Origin of the sequence: Oxynema aestuarii AP17, from assembly GCF_012295525.1 — a bacterium.
Classification (GTDB): domain Bacteria; phylum Cyanobacteriota; class Cyanobacteriia; order Cyanobacteriales; family Laspinemataceae; genus Oxynema; species Oxynema aestuarii.
Genome location: NZ_CP051167.1, coordinates 928,011 through 946,212, shown reverse-complemented (window position 1 = coordinate 946,212; position 18,202 = coordinate 928,011). Strand labels below are relative to the sequence as shown.

Annotated in this window: 11 protein-coding genes; 7 read left to right on the top strand and 4 right to left on the bottom strand. The window is 53.1% G+C overall.

Annotated elements, in window-relative coordinates; genetic code table 11:
• The first annotated feature begins 41 nt into the window (after window positions 1-41).
• From HCG48_RS03770 to HCG48_RS03760, 3 genes are read left to right on the top strand one after another with little or no spacing between them, the layout of a single operon-like run.
• Window positions 42-1,895 carry an ABC transporter ATP-binding protein gene (locus HCG48_RS03770; RefSeq protein WP_168567962.1) on the top strand — a complete coding sequence of 618 codons (1,854 nt, stop codon included), beginning with the start codon at window positions 42-44 and terminating at the stop codon, window positions 1,893-1,895.
• 16 nt (window positions 1,896-1,911) lie between these two features.
• Window positions 1,912-2,049: a hypothetical protein gene (locus HCG48_RS03765; RefSeq protein WP_168567961.1), complete on the top strand. Its 138-nt coding sequence runs from the start codon at window positions 1,912-1,914 to the stop codon at window positions 2,047-2,049.
• A gap of 21 nt (window positions 2,050-2,070) precedes the next feature.
• Window positions 2,071-2,700, top strand: coding sequence for a MarC family protein (locus tag HCG48_RS03760; RefSeq protein WP_168567960.1), 630 nt, complete (start codon window positions 2,071-2,073; stop codon window positions 2,698-2,700).
• A 60-nt stretch (window positions 2,701-2,760) separates the two neighbouring features.
• Here HCG48_RS03760 and HCG48_RS03755 read toward each other — a convergent pair whose 3' ends face one another.
• The 3 genes from HCG48_RS03755 to HCG48_RS03745 are packed head-to-tail and all read right to left on the bottom strand — an operon-like array spanning window position 2,761 to window position 5,151.
• A complete protein-coding gene (locus HCG48_RS03755) occupies window positions 2,761-3,498 on the bottom strand; it encodes an Rv2686c family ABC transporter permease subunit (RefSeq protein WP_168567959.1) in 738 nt (245 codons plus the stop codon).
• Window positions 3,499-3,511: 13 nt separating this feature from the next.
• Window positions 3,512-4,216 (bottom strand): fluoroquinolone export ABC transporter permease subunit, encoded by a 705-nt coding sequence (locus HCG48_RS03750; RefSeq protein ID WP_168567958.1) that lies wholly within the window; start codon window positions 4,214-4,216, stop codon window positions 3,512-3,514.
• A complete protein-coding gene (locus tag HCG48_RS03745; protein WP_210437164.1) occupies window positions 4,213-5,151 on the bottom strand; it encodes an ABC transporter ATP-binding protein in 939 nt (312 codons plus the stop codon). The genes HCG48_RS03750 and HCG48_RS03745 overlap by 4 nt, the downstream gene beginning before the upstream one ends.
• A 949-nt stretch (window positions 5,152-6,100) precedes the next feature.
• On the opposite strand from HCG48_RS03745, the gene HCG48_RS03740 reads away from it, so the two are divergent.
• From HCG48_RS03740 to HCG48_RS03730, 3 genes are read left to right on the top strand one after another with little or no spacing between them, the layout of a single operon-like run.
• Complete coding sequence (locus HCG48_RS03740) at window positions 6,101-10,117, top strand: PAS domain S-box protein (protein ID WP_168567957.1); 4,017 nt, start codon at window positions 6,101-6,103, stop codon at window positions 10,115-10,117.
• Window positions 10,114-10,254 carry a hypothetical protein gene (locus HCG48_RS03735; protein WP_168567956.1) on the top strand — a complete coding sequence of 47 codons (141 nt, stop codon included), beginning with the start codon at window positions 10,114-10,116 and terminating at the stop codon, window positions 10,252-10,254. Before HCG48_RS03740 ends, HCG48_RS03735 begins: the two co-directional genes overlap by 4 nt.
• 35 nt (window positions 10,255-10,289) lie before the next feature.
• Complete coding sequence (locus tag HCG48_RS03730) at window positions 10,290-12,161, top strand: putative bifunctional diguanylate cyclase/phosphodiesterase (RefSeq protein ID WP_168567955.1); 1,872 nt, start codon at window positions 10,290-10,292, stop codon at window positions 12,159-12,161.
• A gap of 583 nt (window positions 12,162-12,744) precedes the next feature.
• Here HCG48_RS03730 and HCG48_RS03725 read toward each other — a convergent pair.
• The gene (locus tag HCG48_RS03725; RefSeq protein ID WP_168567954.1) at window positions 12,745-13,299 is read right to left on the bottom strand and encodes an NUDIX hydrolase; all 555 of its coding nucleotides are present in this window, start codon (window positions 13,297-13,299) and stop codon (window positions 12,745-12,747) included.
• Between the two features lie 218 nt (window positions 13,300-13,517).
• Here HCG48_RS03725 and HCG48_RS03720 point away from each other — a divergent pair, with 218 nt between their 5' ends.
• On the top strand, window positions 13,518-18,191 hold the full coding sequence (locus HCG48_RS03720) for a response regulator (RefSeq protein WP_168567953.1): 4,674 nt from the start codon (window positions 13,518-13,520) through the stop codon (window positions 18,189-18,191).
• Window positions 18,192-18,202: the final 11 nt, after the last annotated feature.

Below are 18,202 nucleotides of genomic sequence, written 5' to 3'. Positions count from 1 at the left end.
TCCGACAACCGACTCCTCATCCTCCATCTCGCCGTTAAATCATGCCTTCTCCCGCGTCTCCCAACCCCGCCCAGCGATCGCCCCGTCGCGAGAACGACTGGCGATTATTCCTGCGACTGATTCCTTACGCCCGCCGCAGTGGCAAACTGCTGCTGATTTCCCTGATTTTGCTCGTCCCCCTTTCCCTCGCCGGGGCGATCCAACCCATTTTAATCGGTCAAGCCGTTTCCCTGATTCGCTCCGAACCGAATGTTTTCGGCTTTTTGCAACAGTTGAGCCTGTCTCAAGGCTTAAATCTACTCGCTGGCTTACTCTTACTGACGATCGTCTTGCGCTTCGCCCTGCAAGCGATTCAGGGATACTTAGTGCAGGAAGTCGGCCAACGCACCACCGCCGAAATTCGTAACGACCTGTTCGTTCACATCACCTCTCTCGCGGTGAGATTCTTCGATCGCACCCCCGTCGGCAAACTGATCACCCGCCTGACCAGCGACGTCGAAGCCCTCGGCGAAGTCTTCTCCACCGGGGCGATCGGGATCCTCACCGATCTCTTCTCGATCGTCACGATCGCCGTACTCATGTTTTGGCGACAGTGGCAACTCGCCACCCTCCTCGTCTTGATGCTCGTTCCCGTCACCGCCTTAGTCGTTTACTTCCAACAACGCTACCGCAGGGAAAACTACCGAGCCCGGGACGAACTCTCCTCCCTCAACGCCATGCTGCAAGAAAATATTAGCGGCATCGGCGTCGTCCAAATCTTTCGGCGAGAACGGTTTAACGCCCAACTGTTTCGCAAAAACAACCACCGCTACATCCGCGCCGTCGATCGCACCATCTTTTACGATGCCTCCGTCTCCGCCACCCTCGAATGGATCGTCCTCGTCGCCGTCGCCGGAGTCCTCTGGTTGGGCGGTCGTCTCGTCCTGCAAGACACCCTCACCGTCGGCGAACTGGCCGAATTTATCCTCTTTTCCCAGCGCCTATTCGACCCCTTACGCCAATTCGCCGATAAATTCACCGCCATTCAAGCCGGGTTTACCGCGATCGAACGGATTACCGACATTCTCAACGAACCCATCGAAATTCGCGACCCCGAATCCAAAATCCTCACCCTGCAAGGCATCGCCGGGAACGGTCATTCCCCCGACTCCAGCCAAAACACCCATTTAGGCGAAATTCGGTTCGAGCATGTTTGGTTCGCCTACAAACAAGACGATTACGTGCTCAAAGACCTCAACTTCACCATCAAACCCGGGGAAAAAGTCGCCCTCGTCGGCCCCACCGGGGCGGGCAAAAGTTCGATAATCCGCCTGTTATGTCGCCTCTACGACATCAGCAACGGTCGCATCCTCGTCGATGGGATCGACATTCGCGACCTGCGCCAAGCGGAATTACGCCGTCACGTCGGCGTCATCCTCCAAGACGGGTTTATCTTCGCCGGAGATGTCAAAAGTAACATCAGTCTCGGCGAAACCTATCCCCCCGAGATGATTCGCATGGCGGCGGAAAAAACCAACGTCGCCGGGTTTATCGAAGACCTCCCCGACGGTTACGATACCCAACTGCGCGAACGCGGCACCAATTTGTCCGGGGGTCAAAAACAACTGCTCGCCTTTGCACGAGTTGCCATCCGCGACCCGCGCATTTTAGTCCTCGACGAAGCCACCGCCAGCTTGGACGTGGGAACCGAAGCCCTGATTCAAGAAGCCCTCGATCGCCTCTTGGAAAAGCGCACCGCCATTATTATCGCCCACCGCCTCTCGACAATTAAAAATGTCGATCGCATTCTCGTTCTCAAACGCGGCGAACTGGTCGAAGCAGGCAATCACGAGGAACTACTCGCTCAAAATGGGTTGTATGCCAGTTTGTACAAGTTGCAAATGTTGGGAAAATAGTTCGTTCTCGGATCTGATGGCGGCTATCTTCGCCGCCTTTCCCCTTAATTTGGAGGCCATCGCCGCGCGATCGCATCTCCAGCAGCAACACAATCTTAAAATTGAGCAAAAAAAGCACGGTTTAACGGTGTTTTCCTTTACACTGTGGCACTGATTCTATCTGATTTACGAGCTCGTGCCAGAAAATTTTGTCAATTCCATCGAACTCCTGTTGCTTTTGCTCAATCCGTTTTTGATGAGCATTTATCTGATCGACTTAATCGAACAGTTTAACTTTCAAAAATTTATCCGCGTTTTGGTACGGGGTGCCAGCATCAGCACCTTTGTCTTTATTGTCTTCGCTTGGTTGGGAGATGCGATTTTCTCCGACCTACTACACGTTCGTTTTGCCTCTTTTTTAATCTTTGGCGGCGTCATTTTCGGCATTGTCGGCATTCGCTTCGTTTTCTCCGGAACCGAAGCTTTACAATCGTTACGCGGCAATCCGGAACATATTGCCGGATCGATCGCCATGCCGTTTATGATCGGACCGGGAACGGTGAGTGCGAGTGTTTTAGCCGGGACTAAATTAACGCCGATTTGGGCTTCAATTGCGATCGCCACTGCCTTAAGTTTAACCGTGATTTCAGTCGCTTTGCTCAAAAGTCTTCACGATTTTGTCAAAGAACGCAATCAAGCATTAGTAGAACGCTATATCGAAGTGGTCGGGCGAGTGACTGCCTTAATTATCGGAACCTTTGCGGTAGAAATGATTTTACAAGGCATCGATTTATGGTTGGGTAAAGCCCCGGTTCCCTTTTCTTAATCCCTTTCAAACCCTTGTAAAAAATTGCGACAGGCGGGCAAAATACCCGCCTATTTGAGTTTACCGATAGGCGATTTGCTCGAAGCGATCGACGAATAACTTCAAGGTGACGAGATTGACTGCCAAACCCACCAGCCAATACAGCCAAAATCCCGTCTCTCCTGCGCCGAGAATCCATACCGTTTTTGCGACCCAATAATGCGGGAAAATTCCCATTCCATATTGCCAAGGTTCGGGAATAAAATAAGCGGCGATCGGAATTAAAAAACCGACGGTTCCGATCGCCTTCAATAAGCCAAATCCCTGCACCTTATTTTCTGCAAAACAGAAGAAGAATAATGCCACAATTGGCGCCGACAATGCCGCTACGAGGGCGATCGCAACGACCGACCAGAAGGGAAAGTCTACCAATCCGGCGATCGGAATATTAATGAGGGTTAAAATAACACTCAAAATCGTGGGAATGGCAATGCGATAAACTAAATAAACAGTTAACGGTAAAGGCGTCACTAAAAGTGCCGTCAGCGTGCGTTCGTCCCGTTCGTCTAATAACAAAAAACCGATCGCCGTCCCCATTAACATCGGCGTAATCACGACAATTACAAAACTGACAATCAGGGGATAGTAAAGGGTCAGATCGAAGAAATTAACAAATGCATCCGCCGCGAGAGGGGTCAGCCAGCGTATTAACAATGCATAGACTATCGGTAAAATAATGAGATAGCCTAAAAAGGAGTCGCGTTTGATGGTTTTGAGGTCGGTCATCCCCAACCCTTTAATGGCTTTAGAAACGGTCATGTTTCGCTCTCCTTTAACGGCGTTCGCCGTTGACGATGAAATAGTGAAAACAGCGATATCCCCAGGCGTAGGTGAGGGCGATCGCCGCCAGCGAATAGCCAATACCGTAGAAGATTTGCCAGGTTGCAATTTGTTGAAATCCTGCTTTAATTAACAGCAATGGGGCTTGAGTGGGGATGAGATAAAAAAGCGGACTTTTGACGATCGCGAAATAGTCTAAAAACGGCATTTGCAGCAGGGTTAAGTAGACTAAAGACGGTAAGAGAAAGTCAGTTATTGACTGATAGCGAAAGACGACGACAAAGCAAATCAAACTATAAAATAACCCCATACTAATGATGCCTAACAGCAAAGGAATTGGCTGAAAATCTAAGCCGTAGGTGAAGATGACGATCGCCAAACTTTCGACGGTGGCGAGAACGGTGAGGGTGAAGGTTTTCGAGATTAAATATTCGTTCACTCGCAAAGGAGTTAAGATTAAACTCTCTAAGGTTCGTTCGCCTTTTTCAAATAAAATACTCCCCCCTGCAAATAGATAGGTACTTCCGGCGATCGCCACTAAGAATAAGACGGGAAGGACGACGGCGAGAATTTCTTTAGTTAAAAACTGTCTCATGGCGACGATAAAAACGATCGCCACCACCAGACTGACGCTGTAGAAGTTATGGCGAATTTGCAGTTTGAAATCGATTAAAATAGTTGAGAGTAAGCGACTCATACTAAGGTTTTTCCCGTCACTTCGATAAAAATATTGTCGAGAGTTGTTTCTAAAGTATGCAAGGTTTGAACGTCGCGATCGCGCAAAATTTGCAGAAATTCTGAATTATTCCCCAATCCTTCTAAGGGAAACTCTCGACTGATGAGATGGCTATTTTCTCCATATTCTACCCGCACTTTTCGTTCGCCATATTGCAGTTTTAAGGCTTTGGGAGAGTCGATTAATTCGATATTACCATCGACAATAAAGGCGACGCGATCGCAGAGGCGATCGGCGACGGTCATATTATGAGTGGTCAGAAAAATGGTGGTTCCTTGCGCTTGTTGTTCGCGAATTAGATCTTGAATGATTTTGGCGTTTACCGGGTCTAAACCGGAGGTCGGTTCGTCGAGAAATAACAGGCGAGGTCGGTTTAATAAGGCGCGAATAAAGTTGAGGCGCATTTTCATCCCTTTGGAAAACTGGGAAACCATGACGTCCGCATCTTTGGCGAGTCCGACTCGTTCTAATAACTGTTGCGGATGTTCGGTTTTGCCGCCATAAAGCGATCGGAAATAGTTTAAGTTTTCGAGGGCGGTTAATTTTAAGTAATGATTGGGCAGTTCAAATCCGACGCCGATGCGTTCGTAATAGTCGCTTTTCCAAGTATCGAGGGATTGGTTAAAAACGGAAATGCGACCGCCATATCCTTTTAAAAGGCGAATGAGAATTTTTTGGGTGGTGCTTTTTCCGGCCCCACTCGGTCCGAGGAAACCGAATATTTCTCCTTCGGAAATGTTGAAAGTTAAGCCTTTAATGGTCGGTTGAGAACTGCGAGGATAGGTAAAGGTGAGCTGTTCGACTTCGATGCAAGAGTTCGCCGAGTTCGGGGTCGATTTTTGCGGTGCAACGGTGTTGAGATCTCCGGCGAGATCGGATTTTACGTTAGTATTCACGATGAATGAAAACCTGAGTGAAAAATGAATAAAAAGTGGGTTAACGAGTGAGTTAACGGCGATCGCTCCCTATTGTTCGTTCCCCCTCGGGTTACCCGGCGATCGCCTTCCAAGCTAGCCCCTGTTTTTGGGCCTGTCAAGTTCTATGGCGATCGTCAATTCAAGGATCGAAAAGGCGAGAAAGTATAAAAAATGGATAAGAAAAAAACAACGAGAGGGGATGGGGTCTCGATGGGTGGGTTCGCATGACTGAAACTAACTCAGGAACTAACCCAGGAATGTCGGTGATTTCTAGGAAAATATCGCACTTTTTACTCAAATGGGAACCAAAAAGTCTCGATCGCTTGTAGTGTCTCCGAAGCGGATCGCTTGAGTGAGTCTATTTCATGGCGATCGCCGGATTTATCCTATATCGAACACAATTCTTAAGCTTACTTAAATAATTGATAAAGTTATGGGAGGGGCTGACAATCGCCGGTTGCCGCTTGGGGAGGGGAGTTCGTCGCTCCTCGACTGAGAACTACAATCGCTGGCTACGAGGGAGTTTCGGCGACTGGCGCTTGCCGCGCGGGTGCAGTCCGTCCGGCGGGCGATCGCCCTTGGCGGATCGGGGGCGATCGTGCGACTGAAAAAGTCCGGGCTGTGGGTGTTGTTTCTACGGAGGTCGCTGCGATCGCCCCCGATTAAGATTGAGGAGACAAGTATCCCCCTAAATCAAACAAAAAATCGACTTCTCGCCAATCTCAACGCGCGATCGACTTCTGGGCTGAGGGCGCCGATCGTGATGAACTTAACTTATCTTCTCCTTAAGATCGCTATCTTCTCCCCGAAACGATTGCCCCTACGGGACACTAACAGAAGAAAGACAGATTCGTGAATTCCTCTAGGATCGAGCCGACGGGCGTTTTTGAGGAAGCGCGGGCTATTCCCGAGATTGAGTCGAGAAGCCATGAGTGACAACTTTATTCCATTAGACGCCAACACCTATCAATCCATGCAACAAGAACTGACCACCTTGCGTGAAGAAGTCGTTCGCCTGCAACAAGCTCAATTCAAAACCCCCTTTCACGCTGCCAGACAGCGAACCTTATTTAACGCGATCGGTACGATTCGCGCTTCCCTTAACTTAGATACGATTTTTGAGAAAACAACCCGAGAAATCCGGCATCTGTTCGAGTGCGATCGCGTCGGCGTGTTTCGCTTCGATGCGGCGTCCAACTTTACCGAAGGAGAATTTATCGCCGAAAATACCGATTCCAAATACCCCTCGATCCTGGGAACCCAAGTGCGCGATCGCTGCTTCGGCGAAAACTATGCCACGGAATACGCCGGAGGTCAAATCCAGGCGATCGCCGATGTCGAAACTGCCGAGATGAGCGACTGTCACCGGGACATCCTCAGCCGCTTTCAAGTGCGCGCGAACCTCGTCGTTCCCCTCACTTGCTGGGGACGCTTGTGGGGGTTACTGTGCGTGCATCAGTGCGATCGCCCGCGCCAGTGGCAAAGCGAAGAAATCGACTTCATCCAACAAATCGCCGCCCATCTCGGGGTTGCCTTGCAACAAGCGGAATTACTGCGGCGCACCAAACAACAAGCCCGAGAACTGCAACGACTCAACCGCGAACTCGAAAGCGCCGTCCGCGATCGCACGGCGGAACTGATGGCGACCAACCAAGCCTTAGAAGCCCAAACCCGGGAACGGGAAGCGGTCGATCGCGCCTTGAACTTCCAAGAAATTCGCCTCGCCCAAATCGCCCGCCATCTCCCCGGTGCCATTTTCCAATTCACCAGTCGTGACGACATCTGGCAGATCGAATACATCAGCGAAGGGATCGAAGCCCTCGCCGGAATTAGCCCCGAGGAAATGGTCGCCGACTTCAACCGTTTCGTGCAACTGATCCATCCCGACGACCTCGAAAGCTATACCCAATCGGTCCTCGAAGCGGTCGAACGTCAAACCCCCTGGCACTACCAAGGACGTTTGATCCGACCCGACGGCGAGATCCGGTGGTGGCAGGGGGATTCCACCCCCACCCGAGACGAACGGGGAAATATGGTCTTTTGCGGCGTTCTGCTCGATATCAGCGATCGCAAACACGCCGAAACTGCCTTGCGCCAGCTCAACGAAGAATTAGAAGCCCGCGTCGAACGGCGCACCGCCGAATTAGCCGACAGCGAACGCAAATTCCGCTTGCTGTTCGAGCAATCTGCCGACGCTATTTTACTGCTCGACGAAACCGCGATCGTCGATTGCAACCAAGCTGCCTTAGAGTTACTCGGTTTTAGGCATAAATCCGAAATTGTCGGACTCCCTCCTTGGGAAATTTCCCCGACCAAACAGCGCGACGGCACCCCTTCCCGGGATAAAGCGCGATCGGCGATCGCCAAAGCCCTCCATAAAAGATCCCACCGTTTCGAGTGGCTGCACTGCCGTACCGACGGCGAAGTTTTCCCCGCCGAGGTCGTGCTGACCGCGATCCCGTTCGGACGGCGTCCGATCTTGCACGCCGTTTTGCGCGATATCAGCGATCGCTACCGCGCCGAAACCGAGCGCGATCGCTTCTTCAACCTCTCCGCCGATTTACTCTGTATTTGGGGCTTTGACGGCGCCTTCAAACGGGTCAACCCCGCCTTCGAGCGCGTCCTCGGCTATTCCCAAGGGGAACTCGAAGGCACGCCCCTACTCGATTTCGTCCATCCCGACGATCGCCGCGCCACCCTCGACGAGCGCGATCGAGTCGTGTCCGGAACCGTCAGCCGCCGTTTTGAAAATCGCTACCGTTGTCAGGACGGTTCCTATCGCTGGTTGGCGTGGACCGCCGTTGCGTTTGCGAAAGACGGTCTGGTCTATTCCGTCGCCCGCGACGTCACCGAACGCAAGCAACTCGAAAAAGAACTCGCCTTGCGCCAAGCCCGACTCGATGCCTTTTTCGACAATGCCCCCGTCGGACTGATTATCTTAGACCCCGAGTTGCGCTGCGTTCAGATTAACGCAGCCCTGGCGCGCGCCCACGGCTTACCTCCCGAGGAGCATCTCGGCAAATCGATCGCCGAGGTCTGGCCCGGGATGGGGGAACAGGTTGCCCCCGCTTTTCGCCAAGTCCTCACCAGCAATACCCCGATTTTAAATCGCGAAGTTTTTGGCGAATTGTGCGATCGAAATCGTCAATTTTGCCATTGGACGATCTCTTTCTTTCCCTTACCCGGGGAGGGCGATCGCGAAGTGTCTCCCCAGGAGAATCGCCCCAGTGGCGTCTGTGCGGTCTTTGTCGAAATTACGGAACTCAAACGGGCCGAACAAACCCTGCGCGACAGTGAAGGACGGTTTCGCGCCTTGGTCGAAGCGACCTCCCAAATCATCTGGACCACCGGACCCGATGGCAAGGTCAACCAACCTCAACCGAGTTGGTGTGCGTTCACCGGGCAGAATTACGAAGACATTCAAGAATGGAAGTGGCTCAGTGCGGTGCATCCGGACGATAGCGCCTTCACCGAACGCGAGTGGGCGAATGCGATCCGTCAAAAAGCACTGTATCAAATCGAACATCGCTTGCGTCGTTTTGACGGCGAATATCGTTATATGAGCGTGCGCGGGATTCCGGTTCTCAATCACGACGGCAGCATCCGGGAATGGGTGGGAACCCATACGGATATTACCGAACGCAAACAGGCGGAAACGGCGCTGAAGCAAACGACTCAGAAGTTGCAAGAAGCCCAGCGTCTGGCCCATATCGGTCATTGGGAATTCAATCTCAAAAGTGGGGAGATCTTTTGGTCGGAGGAGGTTTTCCGGATTTTTGGACTCGACCCGAGTGAGAAGGTGCCGACGTTGGAACAACATATCAAGCAGTACGATCGCGACGATCGCCTCGCGTTTCAACAGACGATTCTCGAAGCCCTCGAACATGGGGAACCCTACGATCGCGAGTTTCGCATCGTCCGTCCCGACGGCTCGTTGCGTTATATCAATCAGAAAGGGGCGATCGAGTGCGACGGCGAGGGTCGTTTGGAGCGTCTTTACGGGACCGTTCACGACATCACCGACCGCAAACAAGCGGAATTGGCTCTCACTCAAAAGGCGCAGGATTTAAAAAATACTCTCGACCAGTTACAACGGGCGCAAAGTCAATTAGTTCAAAGCGAAAAAATGTCCGGTTTGGGTCAGTTGGTGGCGGGAGTTGCCCACGAAATTAATAATCCGGTCAATTTTATTTACGGGAATTTAACTCATACCCGCGAATATACCGAAGATTTGTTAGAGTTGATCGGGCTTTACCAACAGTGTTATCCCGATCCGGTCGAGGAAATTTGCGAGTTAACCGATCGCGTCGATTTGGAGTTTTTAATCGAGGATTTACCGAAGGCGATCGACTCGATGCAAGTTGGCGCCCAGCGCATTCGCGAAATTGTGGCCTCTTTACGTAACTTTTCTCGCTTGGATGAAGCGGAAGTTAAACGGGTAGAGGTTCACGGCGGGATTGAAAGTACATTGACGATCCTGCACAATCGGCTCAAACCCAAAGGCGATCGCCCGGGAATTGAAGTGATTACAAATTATGGCGATCTCCCCGAGATCGAGTGCTATCCGGGTCAACTCAATCAGGTGTTTATGAATATTATCGCTAACGCGATCGACGCCCTCGAAGAGCGCGATCGCTACCGCAACCCGGAACAGCTCAAAACCGATCCCAGTCAAATTACAATTTGCACGGAATATCTCCCGTCGGAACAATCCGTGAAAATCACGATCGCCGATAACGGCCCGGGGATCCCCGAAGCGATTCAACCCCGCATTCTCGATCCCTTTTTTACCACAAAATCTATCGGTAAAGGAACGGGGTTGGGCATGTCGATTAGTTATCAAATCGTGACAGAAAGGCATGGCGGAACGTTACAATTTATGTCAAAAATTGGACAGGGGACGACATTTGTGATGACCCTTCCCATCTCTCAAGGAACGACTTGAACCCTAAAACTGCCCTCCCCCGACTCGAACCCTTTGACTTGCAATCGCGATCGCCCACTCAAGACCGCCGCGATCGCTTCGCGACGACTCGGGCGTATCGCGATCGATCCCTGACCTCTGTCAATTTCAACTCATAAAAATGCTAAGACAACTTATTTTATCCCACCCAATTATGAAAGACGCTCATTTTCCTTTTCAACTTAATTCCCCTCCCATGAATTCGGGGGAAACTCACCCCAGAATTCAACGGTGCGATCGCCAGGCTTACTCTCACGGTCGGATTGAAATTTTATCGGTCGAAGTCGCTAAAAATCGATCGCCCTCTCTCTATCAAATTCTCGAAGATCGCGGCTATCGCGTCACGGCGACTACCGAAGGCGAACTCGCCCTTTCCCTCGCTCAAGAATTGGTTCCCGATTTGATTTTACTCGCCGTAGATTTGCCCGACTCGAAAAGTTACGAAATTTGCCGTCAGTTAAAAGAAGATATCGCTCTTAAAGATATCCCGGTTTTATTTGTGATTCCTGCCTCCGAACCTGCTTCCAAAAGCGCTATTTTTGAAGTCGGCGCTGCGGATTATCTGCTCGCACCTTTCGAGGTTCGAGAAGTATTGAGCCGGGTGGATCGTCAGTTAGAGTTAATTGCAGCCAAACGGGAAATTATGCAACTCAATATTCGACTGTACGAACAAGTCGATCGCCGCGCACAACGGTTACCTTGGGGTCGCGATCGTCGTTTGAATCCCTCGATTTTCGACCCCCTCACTCAATTGCCGATGCGATTGATGTTTTTAGAATATCTCGAAGCCGCTTTAGGACGAAAACGGATCGATCCGGCTTATTCTCCGGCAGTGTTATTTTTGGAGTGCGATCGCTTTAAAGTCCTCAATAATTCTTTCGGTCACGATGTCGGCGATCGCTTACTCGTCGAAATCGCCCGTCGCATCCAACCTTTATTAACCCAAAATGACGTGATGGCCCGTTTGGGAGGGGACGAGTTCGCCCTGTTTCTCGACGACCTGCAGGCGGGCGATCGGTTTAGCGCGATCGCCGATCGCATTTTGGAAGTGCTAGCACAACCGTTTTTGATTCAAGGCTACGAAATTTTTATCCATACCAGTATCGGGATCGCGATCGGCGATCGCGATTACCAGCGCGCCGAACATTGGCTCAGAGATGCCGATACCGCCATGTTCCGCGCCAAAAGCCTCGGTAAAGGACGCTACCAACTCTTCGACCCGTCGATGTACGCCAGCGCCTTGCAATTCCTCCAACTCGAAGCCGACTTGCGACACGCGATCGAACGGAACGAGTTTCAACTCTACTACCAGCCGATCGTTTCTCTCACAACAGGTAAAATCGTCGGCTTTGAAGCCCTCTTGCGCTGGCCCCATCCCACGCGCGGTTTGGTGTCCCCGGTCGAATTTATTCCGATCGCCGAAGAAACCGGATCGATTGTCGCCTTAGACCGTTGGGTCTTGCGCGAAGCTTGCCAACAATTATCTCAATGGCAAACTGAAGGATTAATTGACGAGAAAATTGCGGTCAGCGTCAATTTTTCCGCCCGCCAATTTTCCCAACCGGATTTAATCGAATATATCGATCGCATTTTAACGGAAACTCAGCTCGACCCGCGCTGTTTGAAACTCGAAATTACCGAAAGCGCCATTATGGAAAATACGGAATCGGCAGCCGCGATTTTACGCCAGTTGCGCGATCGTCACATTCACCTGAGCATCGACGATTTTGGGACGGGATATTCCTCGTTGAGTTACTTGCATCATTTCCCCGTCGATACGATTAAAGTCGATAAATCTTTCGTCCAACGTCTCGATGGCAGTCCCCATAATTTAGGGCTGATTCCGGCAATTATCAGCATCGCCCAAACGATGGGAATGAGCGTCATTGCCGAAGGGATCGAAACGGTGGAACAATTGACCCAATTGCGAGCGCTCAAATGCAATTATTCTCAAGGATTTCTGTTCTCCCAACCCTTGAAGGCTCAAGAGGCGATCGCCCTCTTAACTATGGCTCCGCAATGGTAAGTTTTATCCAAAATTTTCTCTCTACTTCTCGACTTTATGAGTAGGAATAACACTGAAGTTAAAATCAGATCGCGAGTTAATTCTTACTGGCGATCGCCCCGAATAACGATCGATCCTATCTCGTCATTCGAGCCAATCTCCATTGTTCCTAGTCTCGTCTCAGTAAACTTCCCTAAACACACTGCACCAGCACGAATGTTTTAAAATCAACTTGACGAGCGATCTCCCAGCATATTGCTCCTCAAGGAACAGGGGGTAAGGGATTATTTTTAAATTTTATTTTCGATTGATTTGATTTTCTCATCTTGGTAAACGAATCAAAAATTCGTCAAGAGTATAGCAGTTCTAAATCACGTGAGTCCGCGATCGATCGGGGAAAGTTCGCCAAATTTCCGTAAGGACACGGCATGGCCGTATCCCTACAAATCATCAAGTTTACAACTGGATTGACGATGGCTATAGAAGTGGTGAATTTTGCTAGATCGTACCGTTTTTCAAAAATAATGAGAGAGATCGAAGCTAGGGACACGATATTGCCGTGTCCTTACAGGCGATCCATCTTAAATTTCCCCGAAAATCGAGGTTAAGGGATTTCACTTTCAGGCCATTGATAGTAATGTTGCAGACAGTGGCGGATAATATTTTGGTGGCCGAAGGCGAGGTCTTGAGCTACAGTGGGGGCTAACTCCAACCATTGTGTTTCGGCCACTTCATCGAGAGGAACTTGAGGAGCGAGTGGCGGTAATTGTTCGACCCAAAACATCAAGGGAAACCATAAGGTTACATTTTGAAGGCGTTGGGGGACGCTGTAGACGAAATAGGGTTGTTCGAGATTGCCTTTAAATTGTCGGCTGTTGGCTTGAAGGTCTAATAAATTTAAGCCCAATTCTTCATAAACTTCTCGTAAAAGGGCTTCGCCGACGGTTTCATCCCAATCGAGATAGCCGCCGGGGAGGGCCCATTTCCCCCGTTCGTCGGGGAGACCGTCGCCGCGTTTTCCTAACGGGACGAAATGGCGATCGCCTCGGTCGTCGGTTAAAACAAATAATAAAATTGCTAAAACGGTAACGCTGCGGCTGATCCATTCAATATTACCGTCGCGTTCGATATACCAGTTCAGTCGATTGTTAAATTTCATGGGTGTTCTAAAGTTGAATTGAGTTAAGTTGAGATCGAATGGTTGTGTTGATTGGGGACTGGACGATCGCTTGGTTCTAGTTTGACTGTACTCGATCGGCTCAAGCGATCGAGCGCGGGCTGCTGGCAGTTTTCGATGGGTTCGTGGCACACTTTGGAGAGGCTCTCGCTGGCGTTGGCGAGCGCTGTGTAGCCCCCGTTTTTTGATTTTCGATCCCTATGACTTTTCTGCATCCCTTGAGAGTTTGGCGCCAACTTGGGCGTAGACCGATTCCGCTCAGTTTGACCTTAGTCATCCCTTTCGTGCTCGAAATTATCGTCGTGGTCGGTTTGGTCGGATACGTCTCTTACAAGCAAGGCGAGCGCAATGTAGACGAACTGGCCCAACGACTGATGGGAGAATTGGGCGATCGCATCGAACACGATCTCAAAACCTATCTTGCCATTCCCCATCGCATTAACGCCACCAATGCGGCAGCCTTGCGGTTGGGACAGTTAAGTGCGGAAGACGTGAGGGCGTGGGTACCGCATTTCAGCGAACAGCTCGACATTTTTAGCCAAGTCCACAGTATCGTGTTCGGGAACGCGCGGGGGGCGTTCGTGGGGATCGAACGGCGATCGCAACCGGAACGGGTTTTGATGCTGTCCGATGGGTCTACAGATTATACGTTAAATACATACGGCTTCACCGATGGGAACGATCGCGGCGAACTGATTTCCGCCACGCCGAACTACAACCCGCAAGAACGGCCCTGGTACGAGGCGGCGATCGCCGCCGGGGAGGGAACGTGGAGCGAAATTTTCACCCAACTAGACACTAAAGATCTCACCTTGGCGGCGGTACGCCCGGTCTACGATCGCGATCGCCAAGCGATCGGCGTCGTCAACAGCAGCTTGCACTTGGCGCGGATCGGGGAATTTCTCGCCGAACTCGATATCGGCGAAAACGGACAGGGGGCGATCCTCGATCGCCAGGGCCGACTGGTCGCCACCTCCACCGGAGAACCCCTCGCCCAACTCGCGGACGGACGGGTGCGACGAGTCCGCGCCCGGGAGAGCCGCGATCGCCTCACCCGGGAAATCGCCCGCCACCTGGCACAAAATAGCACCCAAGGGGCCGCAGACCGCCCGTGGCAGTTGCAGCTCGACGGCGATCGCTACTTCCTGCGTACCTTTCCCTACCGCGATCGCTGGGGATTGGACTGGCAAATCGCGATCGTCGTACCCCGCGCCGAATTTACCAGCCAGATCGCCCAAAATTGGCGCACCACCGTGGGATTGTGCCTGGGGGCCCTCGTCGTCGCCAGTGGAGTCGGCATCGTCACGGCCCGTTGGATTGGGGCGCCGATGCGCCGTCTGAGTGCGGCCAGCCGCCGCATGGCCCGGGGAGAGTTCCCCGAACGGGTGCGCGGGTCGCGCATTGCGGAAGTGCAAGACCTGGCGATCGCCTTCAACGCCATGAAAGACCAACTGCAAAGCCACGCGCGATCGCTCGAAGCGAGGGTGCAACAGCGCACGGAAGCCTTAGAACGGGAAATCAACGAACGCAAATTACTCGAAGACAAGCTGCGATCGTCGGAAACCGAGATCCGCGAATTTTTCGAGGCGATGACCGAAATCGTCTTGTTAGTAGACGCCGACGGAACCGATATCAAAGTCGCGCCGACCCATCCCGATCGCCTCTACCCGCCGGGAACCGACATTCTCTCCGAAACCGTGCAACTATTTTTCGGCGATCGCGGCGAGATCGTTTACGATCGCGTCCGCGAAGCCCTCGACACCGGACAAATCGTTAACTTCGAGTATCAACTGCCCGTCGGCGATCGCCCGGTGTGGTTTTCCGCCAGTCTGTCCCCGACCGGAGAAAACACCGTCGCGTGGGTCGCCCGCGACTTGAGCGCCCTCAAACAAGCCGAAGCCGCCTTGCGCGAGAGCGAGGAACGCTTTCGCACCTTGGTCGCCAACATTCCCGGGGTCGTGTACCGCCGGGGGGTCGGCGAGTCCGGATCGGTAGAATTTATCAGCGATGCGGTCGAAAAACTGACCGGATACCCGGCGGCGGAGTTTCGAGGCGATCGCCCCCGTCGCTGGCTCGATCTGATTCATCCCCAAGATCGGCTCACCGTCGTCGAACGGGTCGCCGAGGCGATCTCCAAGCAAGAACCGTATCTCGTCGAATATCGGATCCGCCACGCCCTCGGCGAGTGGCGCTGGTGTTACGATCGCGGTCGCCCCCGAAGCGATCGCGACGGTACCTCCACCTATCTCGACGGCGCCATTTTCGAGATTACCGAGCAAAAACAACAAGAACAATCCCTGCGGGCGATCGTCGAAGGAACCGCCGCCACCACCGGACGGCAATTTTTCCGCTCCTGCACCCGGTACCTCGCCGAAGTGCTGCACGTCCGCTACGCCATCGTCACCGAAGTCGTAGACGAACGAAGCACAAAAGTTCGCACTTTAGCCTTTTGGCTCGGGGACGATTGGAGCGAGGATCTCGAATATTCCCTCAAAGGGACCCCCTGCGAGCAAGTCATCCGCCAAGGCACGATTTATTACGAATCCCGCAACGTGCGCGACTGCTTCCCGGGCGATCGCGAACTCATCGATCTCGGCGTCGTCAGCTACTTAGGCATTCCCTTAGTCGATCTGCGGGGCAACATTCTCGGCCATTTGGCCGTCCTCGACGTGCAACCGATGGAGCGATCGCCCCAACAAGAACTAATTTTACGGATCTTCGCCGCCCGCGCCGGAGCCGAATTGGAACGGCAGCAAGCCGAACAAGCCCTCCAACGACGGGCGATGACCGACAGCTTACTCAGTAGCATTTCATGTGCCTTTCTCGACCGCGACGCCGACAGCGCGATCGCCCTGACCTTGCAAGTCCTCGGGGAATTCAGCGAAAGCGATCGCTGCGCCCTCGTGCGCTACAGCAGCGATCGCCAACGGCTGAGTGTCACCCACGAATGGTGTCGTCCGGGGGTCGCGCCGACCGCCGCCGACTGGCAACAGCGCTCGGTCGCCGAGCTTCCCTGGTTGCACGAACGACTGCTGCGCGGCGAGATCGTCCACCAGGGCGATCGCGACTGCTTACCCCCGGAAGCCGACCGCGAACGGGCCGAATTCGAGCGGGCGGCGATCGTTTCCGCCCTGCGAATTCCCACGATTCACGCCGGAGAAACCTGGGGGTGTCTCGCCCTCGACGCGGTGAATACGGCCAAAGAATGGACCCCCGAACAGCTCTCGGTGCTCAAACTCGTCAGCGAGATCGTGGCGATCGGTCGGGCCCGTCACGAAGCCGAACTCGCCCAACAGCAAGCCACCCAAGCCGCCCAAGCCGCCAACCGCGCCAAGAGCGAATTTTTAGCCAACATGAGCCACGAGTTGCGAACCCCCCTGACCGCGATTCTCGGACTCTCGGAAGTCTTGCGCGACGAAGTGTTCGGACCGCTCACCGCCAAACAACACCAGAAACTCGCCACGATCGAACAAAGTGGCGAACATCTGCTCGAACTGATCAACGACGTGCTCGACTTGGCCAAAATCGAATCGGGCAAAATGGAACTGCTATTTGCACCTACGGACATCCAAGGGCTGTGCGATAGCAGTCTCGCCTTTATCCGCCAGCAGGCCCACCAGAAACAAGTGAAACTCTCGTGCGACATTCCCCCGCGTTTGGGGAAAGTGACCGTGGACGAACGGCGAATGCGCCAAGTGCTAATTAATTTGCTCAGTAACGCGGTCAAATTCACCCCGGAAGAGGGACAGGTCTGGATCGAAGTGCGCGGCGATCGCGAGGCGGAAGTGCTGCATCTGAGCGTCGTGGATACGGGAATCGGCATCGCCCCGGAAAATATCGACAAACTGTTCGAGCCCTTCGTGCAGTTAGAAAGCTCTCTGGCGCGCCGCTATGCGGGAACGGGTCTGGGGTTGGCCCTGGTGCGCCAGGTGGTCGAACTCCACGGGGGTAGCGTCTCCCTCGCCAGTACCGTCGGCGAAGGCAGTCGGTTTACCGTATCGGTTCCCTGGTCGTCGGCGACGCCCCAGGAGCGACCCGAAACGACCCTGTCGGCGGCTCTGACTGCGGAAAACAGGCGATCGGCGCGCAATCCCTCGGCCCAGTGGTCGCGGGTGTCGATTGTCGAAGATTCCTCCCCGGTGGCGGAACAAGTCGCCCGCTACTTGTCGGAATTGGGGGTCGGCGAGTGCGAAATTCACGCCTTGGGAACGGGAACGGTGGAAAAAGCCCTCGAATTTAAGCCCGAGGCGATTATTTTAGACTTGCAATTACCCGATCGCTCCGGGTGGGACGTGTTGGGCCAACTCAAGGCCCATCCCGAAACCTGTCACATTCCGGTGTTTATTATTTCCGTAGTAGACGAACCTGTAGGACTCGACGAACTGGGGGTGAGTGCGTATTTAGTCAAACCGTTCTCCCGCCAGCAGTTTCAACTGGCGTGGCGCAAGTTCAGCTTCATGCAGCAGCGTCACGAGACGATCGCCCCCGGGGAAGAGGACTCGCCGTTACTGGTGTTGGCGGAAGATAACGAAGCCAATCTCTCTACCATTGTCGAATATTTGGAAATCAAGGGCTATCGGGTGGCGATCGCCCTCAACGGACGCGAGGCGATCGAGCTGAGTGAGGAACTCGGCCCGGACTTGATTATCATGGATATTCAGATGCCGGAAATGGACGGTCTCGAAGCGACCCGAGAACTGCGATCGCGCCCCCGTTTTGCCCGGGTGCCGATCGTCGCTCTCACCTCCCTGGCGATGCCCGGCGATCGGGAAAAATGCCTCGCCGCAGGCGTCGATCGCTATCTCGCCAAACCTGTTAGCTTGAAAAAGCTCGTCGCCGCGATCGAAGAACATCTGGCGATCGAGCGCACCTGACCCCTTCGGCC